The sequence below is a fragment of the Oleiphilus sp. HI0086 genome (assembly GCF_001635225.1).
In genome coordinates this window covers 24833-36426 of sequence record NZ_LWFZ01000896.1, presented here as the reverse complement: position 1 = coordinate 36426, position 11594 = coordinate 24833, and the positions used below count along the sequence as shown (strand labels likewise).

3 protein-coding genes are annotated in these 11594 nt (G+C 43.6%); 2 read left to right on the top strand and 1 reads right to left on the bottom strand.

The features are described from left to right. The coding region (locus tag A3756_RS26160) for a transposase (RefSeq protein ID WP_156490536.1) at positions 1 to 188 on the bottom strand (188 nt) is incomplete at its 3' end. Positions 189 to 505: 317 nt separating this feature from the next. On the opposite strand from A3756_RS26160, the gene A3756_RS16290 reads away from it, so the two are divergent. Next, positions 506 to 8641, top strand: a complete 8136-nt coding sequence (locus tag A3756_RS16290) for an Ig-like domain-containing protein (RefSeq protein WP_068553944.1) — start codon at positions 506 to 508, stop codon at positions 8639 to 8641. Positions 8642 to 8652: 11 nt separating this feature from the next. Next, on the top strand, positions 8653 to 11592 hold the full coding sequence (locus tag A3756_RS16285) for a transglutaminase-like domain-containing protein (RefSeq protein WP_068553942.1): 2940 nt from the start codon (positions 8653 to 8655) through the stop codon (positions 11590 to 11592). The last annotated feature ends 2 nt before the right edge of the window (positions 11593 to 11594 follow it).

Below are 11594 nucleotides of genomic sequence, written 5' to 3'. Positions count from 1 at the left end.
AGAGGTGTAGCACTCGACAACCTACCGTTTCGTTCTTCTTTTAATTGTCGCGCCCATTTATCGACCGTGGACTTACCAAGGCCTAAGCTATCCGCGACATCTCGGACACTGCGCCCTTTATCAACAACTTCTTGTGCAACTTCGAGTCTAAATTCTGGAGAGTATGTTGGTCTTGTTCGTTTGCTCATTTTGATACCTAGTTAGTTGATGGTGATAATATCACCTCTAATTAGGTGGCCAAAATTAGTGTGCCACTACAGCAGCGTTAGCGGCCATGGAGTGTATTTAACAAAGGATTGTTGCTGCGATGCAAATGGACTTGGATGAAAGAGAAAGCCTAGCAGCTCTTCAAACCTATTTTTGGCTATTCCATGCCATAGCTTCCCCGTTTCTAGGGTTTATTTTCGTAACACATGTCTTCCTTCGTGGACTGTGCCTTATTGCCCAAGATACCTTCGTACTTCATCTTCCAGCTCTCAATATAAACCGATAAAGGATTTCAGTGATGTCTATGTCTCCGTGTAGTTATGCATGTTCTCAGTATGAAGTGAGTTCAGCTCAGCGAGATAGTTACAGTGTATTAAATAACTTACGTTGTTTACTGTTGGTGATTTTTCTTCTTTTATCAGCAAGCTTGTCGGCAAATACTCGAACTATCATTGTTGATACTGACATAACTCAGGGAGCAGATTATTCGAGCCTATCAGAAGCTATTTTAGGGGAGACTGGAACGCTCTCTGCCCCACTAACGATTCGTGTCAGAGCATCATCAGGCCTACCAGATACTATGAAGGTAAGAATTGATGATATTGAGACGACGACTGATTCGCCGCTCACTATCATATTTGAAGCTGGTTATATTCTTGACCATACGGCTACAAAGGATAATCAATACGCGGTTGATATTAGAAGTGACTATGTCAATTTGCTTGGAGAAGGTGGAAAGATAGTCGTTCGAAATAATGGCTATAATTTGGCGGTAGGGGTTTCTAGTGGTGAAAAAGAAACTGCCGATTCGTTGATCACAATTAGTAATATGATTATCGAGGGAGTTAGTTCGGGCTATCGAACTAATTTCGGTATTTGGGCAAGGGCTAAGAATACTAAGCATGTGCTAAAGAACAACGTAATTTATGGGTTCATTGGCGAGGGTGCGTATGGTGTCAAACTTAATGGGGAAGGGTATGTTTACAATAATACCGTGATAAAGAACACCACAGGCCTTCGATGGGATAATAGTACAGGCGAGTTCTACAATAACATATCTACGTGGAATGCGTATACTGACTACTATGTATGGCAGAATTGGTCTGGGCTTACATCCTCACATAATATTGCATCGGATAGTACAGGGCCAAACGAAGACCACAACAACTTATCAGTAAAATTTCTTGATCCCTTAGTAGACGACTATTCACTGCACCCGCTTGATCTCGTTGCTTTCGACCAGGGAATGGAGTTATCACAAGCTTCTTACCCTTTCAATACAGATCACAACTCACTCTTGAGAGCAGGCGCATGGGATATAGGTGCTTATACGCTCCACTCTGGCTCAATAGATTCTGATAATGATGGGATGCCTGATCGATGGGAGGCGAATTACCAACTCGACACCACCGTAAATGACGCAAACATTGATCTGGATAGCGACGGGCTAAGTAATAAAGAAGAATACCTTAACGGCTCATCACCTCTTAACAGCGACTCAGACAGTGACGGTGTTGACGACTTTCAGGAAGTCTCCCAAGGGACTCTGCCGTCAATTAGCAATATCGTAAAAGAAATAATTGTAGATACTGATGTAGATTCTGGCGCTGACTTCAATAACCTGGAGGCAGCTCTTGCTTCAATAAGAGGTATCTCAACTCAACCCCACATTATTCGGACCAAAGCATCTACGGGGTTGCCAGACACTGTTGCTCCAAGAATTTCTAGTATTTATACAGACCGTTATACAGCGCTTACAATTGTTCTTGAGGAAGGTTATGTCTTAGATGTGTCAGCACCAAAGAGTTACTTTCATGCGGTGGATATCACAAGTGAATACGTTACGCTGCGAGGCAAAGGCGGTAAGCTTGTTGTACGAGATAATGGCTACGTAGCAACCTATGGTATTTTTAGTTACCGCCAATCCAAAGACTCAGTTGTTACTATTGAAAATCTTAAGATCGAAGGCCAAATGAGTAATGCAGAGTCTTCATATGGGTTTAAAGCAGTCAATAAACATAATGTTCACGTGGTACGAAATAATGTTGTCACCGGATTTTCTGGCTCAGGTGCCTATGGAATATTTGCGTATTATCAGACTTACCTATACAACAATACCGTTGTTGGAAATCGTACAGGTATCAAGTGGTACGAATTGTCAGGCGCTGTATTTAATAATATCGCTGTAAACAACACGATTGACTTTAACCGTTGGCATAGCTGGAGCGGCTTTCAACATAGCCACAATATAAGTTCAGATGATACCGCCTCGGGAGCGAGCAACAGAAATAAAACTGTCGAGTTTTCTAATCATCCAGTATCACCTTACTCACTCAGTGCTCACGATATTGTTGCGCTCGACAGAGGAACAAACCTCAGCACAGCGGCTTTTCCGTTCAATTATGATCATGATAATTCCGTGCGTAGTGACGCATGGGATATTGGTGCTTACAACTACTCTGCAGGGCAGAATGAATCGCCAGTTATAGTGTCTGAACCCTTAACGCTAGCAGCTGAAGGCGAGCACTATAGCTATCAAGTACTTGCTATAGATGCTGATGGGGACATCCTTTCATATAGTTTGAGTTCCTCCGTACCTGAAATTCAAATCGATGCTGACTCGGGGTTAGTCTCGTGGTTGCCAGGCTCTCAATATGTTGGGGCAGTTAATATAGAAATTACTGTCAGTGATGGCCAAACGGAAGCAGTTCAGTTATTTACGCTTAACGTCGAAGAGACTACACCTGTCAACGTTGCACCCGAAATAACATCGACACCAGAGCTAGGAGCGTTTGAGTCGGTTGCTTACAGCTATCAGATTGAGGCATCGGATGCTGATGGTGATCATCTACAATATTCCCTTATTAATGGCCCGGTCGGTACAGTAGTCGACTTGGATACGGGTATTTTAATATGGACCCCTTCCTATGATGACTCAGGAGAGCATGCCTTTACGATATCTGTGACAGATACAAACTTTGTTGTAAACCAGAGCTTCACTTTAAATGTTACTAACACTAATAGAGAACCTCAGATTGCTTCAGTGGAGCCAATTAGCGGTCAGGAAAGTGTGCTTTATACCTATGATGTTGAGGCTGTAGACCCTGATGGAGATAGTCTAGTATTCTCATTGGCTACTGGCCCACAAGGAATGCATATCAATAGTGAGTCAGGTTTAATTACATGGCTACCAAGCTATGCTGATGAAGGGGTTCATGCTGTAGCGGTTGATATAGCTGACGGTAATAGTGCCGTAATAAGGCATGAATACAATTTGATGACCCTTAACTTCAATCGCCCACCGGTCTCAATTGCACAAGAAATCGTTACTAATGAAGATACCTTAGTCAATATTACTCTTTCAGGGACTGATGAAGACGGTGATAGCTTATCTTACTCAATCGTGTCTTCAGTATCGAACGGAACCCTGTCTGGTTCCGTTCCTAATCTGATTTATTTACCTAATGAAAACTATGGTGGGAATGATAGCTTTACCTTCTCAGTGAATGATGGCGAAGCAACATCAGTTCCGGCGACTATTAATTTGTCCATTATGGCGGTTAATGATGTACCCGTTATTGCATCAACCCCAATGTTGTCAGCGATAGAAAGTGAACTCTATCAATACCAAATAGTTGCTACTGATGTTGATAGCAGTGACTTATCCTTCAATTTACTTAACTCCCCAGATGGGATGTCAATTGATTCGAATACGGGGCTTGTGTCGTGGGTACCTGATTATTATGCAGCTGCAGAATATCCGATTACGGTATCGGTAACAGATGGTATCCTGCAAGACACACAAAGCTTTAGTCTCAACGTACAGAATACTAACCGAGCGCCTGTCATCAATACGATGAGCTTAAATGATGGGCTAGAGAATACACCCTATAGCTATAGCTTGGATGCTGTTGACCCCGATAACAATCAGCTTACCTACACGCTACAAAGTGCGCCTCTTGGCATGAGCATCAATTCAAGTGGCCTAATTCAATGGGTACCTAGCTATGATGAAGCTGGTATTCACTCTGTCACAATCACTGTTAGTGACACGGACGGGTTAAGTGCTAGTAAATCATTTAGTTTGAATATTGTTAACGTGAATAGAGCGCCTATTGCACAGGCTCAGAACCTAAGCTCTGATGAAGATACAAACTTACCAATTATTCTTTCTGGGCAGGATGATGACGGTGATGGAATCACTTTCAATCTGATCGGCTCGCCCTCAAACGGGACATTGGAAGGTATAGAACCGAGCTTCACTTATACTCCAAACGAAAATTTCTATGGTAGTGATACCTTGACCTTTAATGTCAACGATGGCCAAGAAGACTCGAACATCGCAACAATTACAATTAATGTGCTTGCCGTTAATGACGCGCCAGTAGCACAAAGCCAAACGCTCGAAACGATAGAAGATATGGTGCTTGCTATTACGCTAACTGGCTCAGACATAGACGGTGATACGCTAAGTTATCAAATTAACAATGCTCCAACTAATGGCACCTTATCGGGTGATTTGCCAAATATCACTTATACACCAAACCTGGATGTTGTCGGTGAAGATAGTTTTACCTATAGCGTAAGTGATAGCAGTCTTTCTTCAACGTCGGAAACGGTTTCGATTACGGTGACTAAGGCAAACCAAGCGCCCGTTATCACATCGGCGCCGATTAATTTTGTGTTGTCTGGAGATACCTGGACTTATGAACTTACTGCGACGGATGAAGATGGTGATCCGATTACGTTGTCAGCACCGTCACTTCCTGAGAATGCAACTTTTGATGCGCAGACTGGGTTAGCAAGTTGGTCAACTGAAGGGCTTACGCAGGGTGAGCATCAGTTTGTGTTTGCTGTGCAAGATAGTCATGGTGCTTCGGTGGAGCAGAGCGTGCGTGTTGATGTTATTCCTAACGAACGTACCACCACTCACGAAGGGACTGAGTTTAGATTTCCAGTCAGTATTAACTACTTTGAACCCGAAGATACGACTTATCATATCCATGTCGTTTCTAGGTTTGAGGGCACTGATGCAGTGATTAGTATTCCGGCCCTTGGTTTGAGCGAGCAGCTTACTTTGTCGGCAAATCAAATATCGTCAATCAGCATTTCGGGGACAGAGTTGTTTGAAGCGGGCCTGTTGGAAAAACAGTCGGTTCTTACAGATGGTGCAGTGCACGTCTCATCAAACAATAATATATCTGTTTATGTTATGAATCATAAACAATATTCAACTGACGGGCATCTGGCGCTACCCGTTAGTGCTCTAGGGAATGAGTATATCATTGGTCATTACGTTGCATTGAAGAATTACACGAATATGCAGAGAACGAACCCTGTAATAGGGATCGTAGCGACGGAAGATGATACTTCTATCGAGATAGATGCTTCTATGGATATTTTCCCGGCCGAGTATGAGCGAGTTAAGGTTGGAAGCTTGTTTAATATCACGCTTAACAAGGGAGATGTATACAATTTAGAAGCTCGCGCATCTAATCTTGCAGATCTAACAGGTTCGATAATTAAATCGAACAAACCAATATCAGTTCTAGGGCAGCACCCTTGCGCATTTATACCGCAAGGTGTATCTGCATGTGATCATTTGGTTGAGCAGTTACCGCCGATCGAGAGTTTGTCGACAGAATATATCACTACCCCTTTTTGGGGGAGAAGCGAGAACCGTTTTGGCGATAGTGGAGATTACTTCCGAGTTATAGCGCCTTTTGACGAAACGTTGGTATACATTGATGGCGTATACAAAGCTAAACTGGGTAAAAAGCAGTACTTTGAGTTTTTCTCCAATGATGCACAGCATATTAAGACCTCTCATCCCGTGATGGTCATGCAGTATATGGCGGGGCAAAACCTTGATGGAGGTTATGGAGGCACACCCGCGCTAGTGGAAGCGGATCCAGCGATGGTGGTGGTCACCCCCGTTGAGCAATACCTCAAAAGCTATTTGGTTAATACACCTGCTTATACGATCGATAGAAACTTTATTAATGTTGTCATAGCAACTTCAGCGGTCGGCTCTGTCCAACTCAATGGAAATAGTGTAGATACAAGCCTATTTACTGAGGTACCTGGTACTGAATATTCATTTGCTCAAATAGAGATTGAAACGGGGTCTCATTTTTTGGAGGCAAGTGAGCCGATGGGAATGTATAACTACGGTTATGCTCGATATGAATCATATGCATACTCTGGAGGCATGGCGTTTAGTTTACCAGGTGATGTCGCATCACTTGACCTTAGCTCAAGTGATGGTTCTGCCTCAATTGGTGAGTCCCTATGCGTGATGGCGACAACAGTTGATAGTGAAGGTAAACCAGCTGCAGGAGTAAGAGTTGCATTTGCTACAACTGGGGAAAATGAGGATTTTGACTATGTCATGACTGACTCAGTGGGTGAGTCGACCTTCTGTTACTCTGGGCTGAACTCTGGAGTCGATACCATCACAGCAACAGTAATGGAGCTGATATCCACACTGGATGTTACATGGACGGAAGCGATAGAAAATCAGGCTCCTGTGATAACATCAATGCCTTCTTTGCTAACGACCTCAGAAGCATCATATTCTTATCAGGTAGAGGCATTTGATCCTGAAGGGGAGGAATTAACTTTCCAGTTAGTAGATCCCGCTTATAACATGTCTATTGATGCCAATGGTTTGCTTAGCTATCCAAGAGTTACCTGGACAACTGCCGGCAGCTTTGGTGGGCATACAGATATTGTCGTTGAAATAAGCGATGAAAGTGGTAATAAGACACTACAGAAATTTGCACTAAGAAATGACAGGCCTTATAACTTACCACCAGAGTTTGTGGTATCTACTCCCAACGCTAATGCAATCGTTGGTGTTCCGTATGTATACAACGCAGACTATCTAGACTTTAGAGTACGTGGGTATACACACCGTCTTGAAGTGGCTGATCAGTTTATTTGGAGCCCATGGAAACTTGATGCCGTCTATGCTGAGCTCGTATCTGGACCGGATGGCGCTGCTATCACGCGTGAGGATGATGGTTGGCCTTATCTTGCAAAGCTAGATTGTACGGGCTGCTTACATTATTTGAACTGGATTCCACAGAATGATGGCGAGTTTGAATTTGACATCGCACTTAGTGACTCACGAGGTGGTAAGGTAGATAATCAAACATTTACGGTCAATGTCCAGCCAAATCAACCTCCTGAAATAATCACATCGGAATTCCCCAATACTGCTTCTGTTGGTCAAGAGTATGTGGTAGTTATCGATATAGAAAACGATGTTCCCCTAGGGCGATACGAAAACTTTGATGATCTTCAAATAGTCTTTGAACAGGGGCCTTCGGCAATGCGAGCACTTAAGTTAGATGGTGTATATCATCAAACCAACAAGTTTTATATTTCTTGGACGCCGACTTCCAATGATTTGGGTGAGAATCAGATAAGGTTTAGAGTTGATGATCGTCTAAATAGTAGTGTTTCTAGTGCGTATACAATTACGGTAGTGGACGATAATAGCGCTCCGGAAATTACTTCAAGAGGTGTACCTGATGCTGAGGTGTCTATTCCTTATTCTTATCAAGTAGAAGCTATCGATCCAGACGGAGACAACTTATCTTATAAACTCCTATTAGCTCCTGAAGGGATGAGTGTAAGTGATACAGGGTTAATCACCTGGACTGCACTAGAAAGAGATTTGGTTGAAGAGCCACCTGCTTACACGCGTTTCATTGTCTGGGTCGAAGTATCTGACTCAAAAGGTGGAAGTGATATTGAAAAATACTATTTAAGTTTGGATGAGTTCTACAATCGAGCTCCAGAATTCGTACCGTCATACCATCCTTTAATCGCCAAGGTTGGTGTTCCCTTTGTTCACCAGGTGGTGGCTACAGATAGAGAAGGAAACTATCCACTAGAATACATACTCAGTTCAAGTTCGTCTGAACCTACTATTGATACTTCTACTGGCGTGATAACCTGGGTTCCGGGCCACGCTGGTAGATACTGGCTCAACGCAATGGTGAGAGACAGTGAAGGTCGTTATGCGTCTGCAAATAACGAGTTCTGGTATGTAGATGTAGTCGAAAGCTCTGAGTCTCTAGACGCCGAGCTCAGCCTAATCAACAAACCATTGACCACGGCATTCGTAGGTCAAGCCTATCAATATCGCTTCTTCGGCGAATCCAGCTTAGGTGGCAATGTCGTAGCAAGCTTGGTTAACGCACCACAAGGTATGACCATTACGCCGAATCAGCCTTATGAGGGTGCCTACGAAATTAACTGGATGCCGGATGAAGCCGATTGTGTGCATGACGTTGAGATTGTGCTTATGGACGAATACGGAAACAGTCAGCCAGTGCATTACTCAATCGATGTTCACAATGCACCGAAGAAATTAAATCGCTTCCAATGCTCATTGGATAACGAGCTGTGCGCGGCACCATGAGGAGGGATACCATGAACTTAAGCAATCAAGAAAATTTACTGTGCACAACTAATTCAAAAGGGAATGCTGCAATGGTTTCTCATCTTTCTCCAATGATGCGTTTTATCGCACGTATCGTTTTGACCTTAATCTGTTTTGTTTGGTACAGCTCTTATGTGCACGCTGCGGTAGAGCGAATGACAAAAGAACCTGCGCAAAACCAAATTGAACACTATTATCCGCTGGGCGCTGAACTTGAAAAGCTTCGTACAAACTTGAAGCACTTACTTCGAGAAGCGAGTAAACCTTCGAGTCAAGGAAAGGCAAAGCCATCAACACAAATTGAGAATCTTGCTCTCATTAAAGAGTTAGATGACGCCCTTCGCGAGCAAATGTCTGTAAGGCTAGCTCACCTTCAAAAGCAAAAGGCGTTAGATAAAATATCGCAACGCCAGGCGCTGAATAACGAAGTCTATGAGCGTGATATGAATGCCCTGTATCAGAATTTGGAGACTATCGAAAAGATAGGCGAAGATGCTTCCAGGCAGCGTGAAAAACGTAAGGCGATTACTCAAGCGCTTACATTACTCAAGTCGCCTTTATCTCGCCCTCACGAAAGTTACAGTAATGATTTAGACTTTATTGGTTCGGCTCCTCGTGAAATCTATTCCTCTCAAACTCAAATTAATAGCTTATTAGGGACTGATAATGGAAGCTATTCTACGACTGACAGTGCCACAGAGATTACTCAGGCGATTACAGGCAAAGTTGCGGAACTCGGCACCGATCCTTTGAGTTTGTATAACTGGGTACACGATACTATTCGCTGGATTCCGAGCTTTGGTGTGATGCAAGGTGCTGATTACACGCTTCAATCAGAACAAGGCAATGCCTTTGATAGCTCAAGCTTATTGATCTCGCTGCTAAGAGCCGCGGGTCACGAAGCAAGATATAAATACGGTGTCGTCAATATACCTGCCGACCAAGCAAGAAATTGGGTGGGTAACGTTAAGAATGCTGCAGCGGTTGCCAACCTTATGAGCCAAGGTGGGATTCCACAACACCAGTATAGCTATGGGGGTGATGTTGAAGAGATACAGCTTGAGCATGTCTGGGTTGAGGTAAAGCAAGGTGAAACCTGGTATAGCCTGGACCCGAGCTTTAAACAATACACTTATACCGATGGGTTGGATCTTGAAAATCAGGTCGCTTTTGATGCGCAAGGTTTATTAACTTCCTTGGAAGAAAGTTCAGTCAGTAACGAAGCTGAAGGTTGGGTACAAGGTGTTAACACCTCCTTAATTGAAACGGAGTTGGCCAACTATCAAACTGAATTGGAAACCTATCTAAATAACAATGCGCCAAACGCAACATTGGGCGATGTGTTGGGCTTGCAAACCATCATTCCTAGCGAGTTTTTAGCACTTGAAGAAGTTGCTCTGGGCTATGAGATTGAATTCAGCGCAACCATTGATCACCTTCCTGAAACCTTATTTCATAAGTTCCATTATCAAGTGGGTTCTGCCATCAGTTACGATTATGGCCAAAGCTTCAGCTGGGGGAGTGAATACTTTGAATTATCAGACTTCACGACTAATCTTGTAGGTAAAGATATCGCCTTCAGCTTCCGTCCCGCTACGGCAGACGATGAAGCGGCGATCGAAAGCTATTTACCCGAGACGATTGAAACTGTTGATGATCTGCCAAGCAGTTTACCCGCAGGTGCAATTCAAATGATTGGTGAGTTAACGGTTGACGGTGAGGTGGTACACAGTACGCCAGCAATTGCCTTAGGTGAGTCCTTAAAGACACGTTTAGGTTTTGCACCGGCACAACAGAGCTTCAAGTTTACTGAAAACAATGTTGTGGCTGGCCAATACCAAGCGATTGGAATTGATATGCAAGGGATCAGCCCAACACAACTCGAGGACTTACAAACAAAGTTGGAAAATACCCAAGCACAGCTTGAAGCAGACAATTCAGCGAGTTTGACGAAACATGACGTGGTAGGAAATATCATCCAGGCAGGAGTCCAAGGCTATTTGGCAATGACCTACGCCACTGACCGAATTGCTGCACAAGCCGCAGGTGTTGCTTATTACCGACAACCCAGTTACGGCACCTTCAGTACACAGATGGAAGTAAGCTATTTGATAAATGGTACACCGAATCAAGTAAACTTCACCGGTGTTGTGATGGATATCGACCGTTTGAACAACAACGTTGAAGAAAAGAAGAATTGTTATGAAGGCTGGGTAGCCTTTAACCGAGCATCAGGTATGCGAAACAGTGCCTACGAGCACCAGATTCCCGAACAGTTATTTTCAACCGATACAGAGCAGGCTGAAGGTGTCTCGACAGCCAAAGCACTCGCGATAGCAATGGCACAAGGACAAAAGATCTATACGTTAACTTCAGCTAACGCATCACAGCTGAACTTCATTGCGATTGATGAGGGGGCTAGGTCGGAGATTCAAGCTGCTTTGCTTCAAGGGCTTGAAGTAACGGTTCATGAGTCACCTATTACTGTTAATGGATGGCATGGATCGGGTTATTCGATCATCGATACCGAATACGGTGTTGGTGCTTATAAGATATCTGGTGGAGCTAGTGGTTCCGCTGTACAGAATCTAGCTAACTTTTCAGATGCTGTCTCTTGGGTTTCTCTGTTTGCAGGTGGATGGCACACAGCAATGGGGCTTCTTCATAGTCCATATGGTTTCACCGTAGCTGCGATTGCTAGCTATACTAATTTGTTCACAACCGTTATGGCTTGGGCATTAGTATGTGGTGATCCAGCAGTAAATATGCTCTTTTACATGCTCTCTACTTTCATGTTTGCGTTATCTACCATTTTATCTACTGGTGCCTTCGGGATTGCTGGAATTATATTTTCCTTATTGCTCGCGTCCATGATGCAATATCTAGCATTACATTTATCTACGTCAATGTCTTCTTCGTGCAGGAACTAATA

What these genes read in the sequence shown, in the direction of transcription:
- A3756_RS16285 (WP_068553942.1), top strand. Translation starts at nt 8,653, where the DNA reads ATGAACTTAAGCAATCAAGAAAATTTACTGTGCACAACTAATTCAAAA.
- A3756_RS16290 (WP_068553944.1), top strand. Translation starts at nt 506, where the DNA reads ATGTCTATGTCTCCGTGTAGTTATGCATGTTCTCAGTATGAAGTGAGT.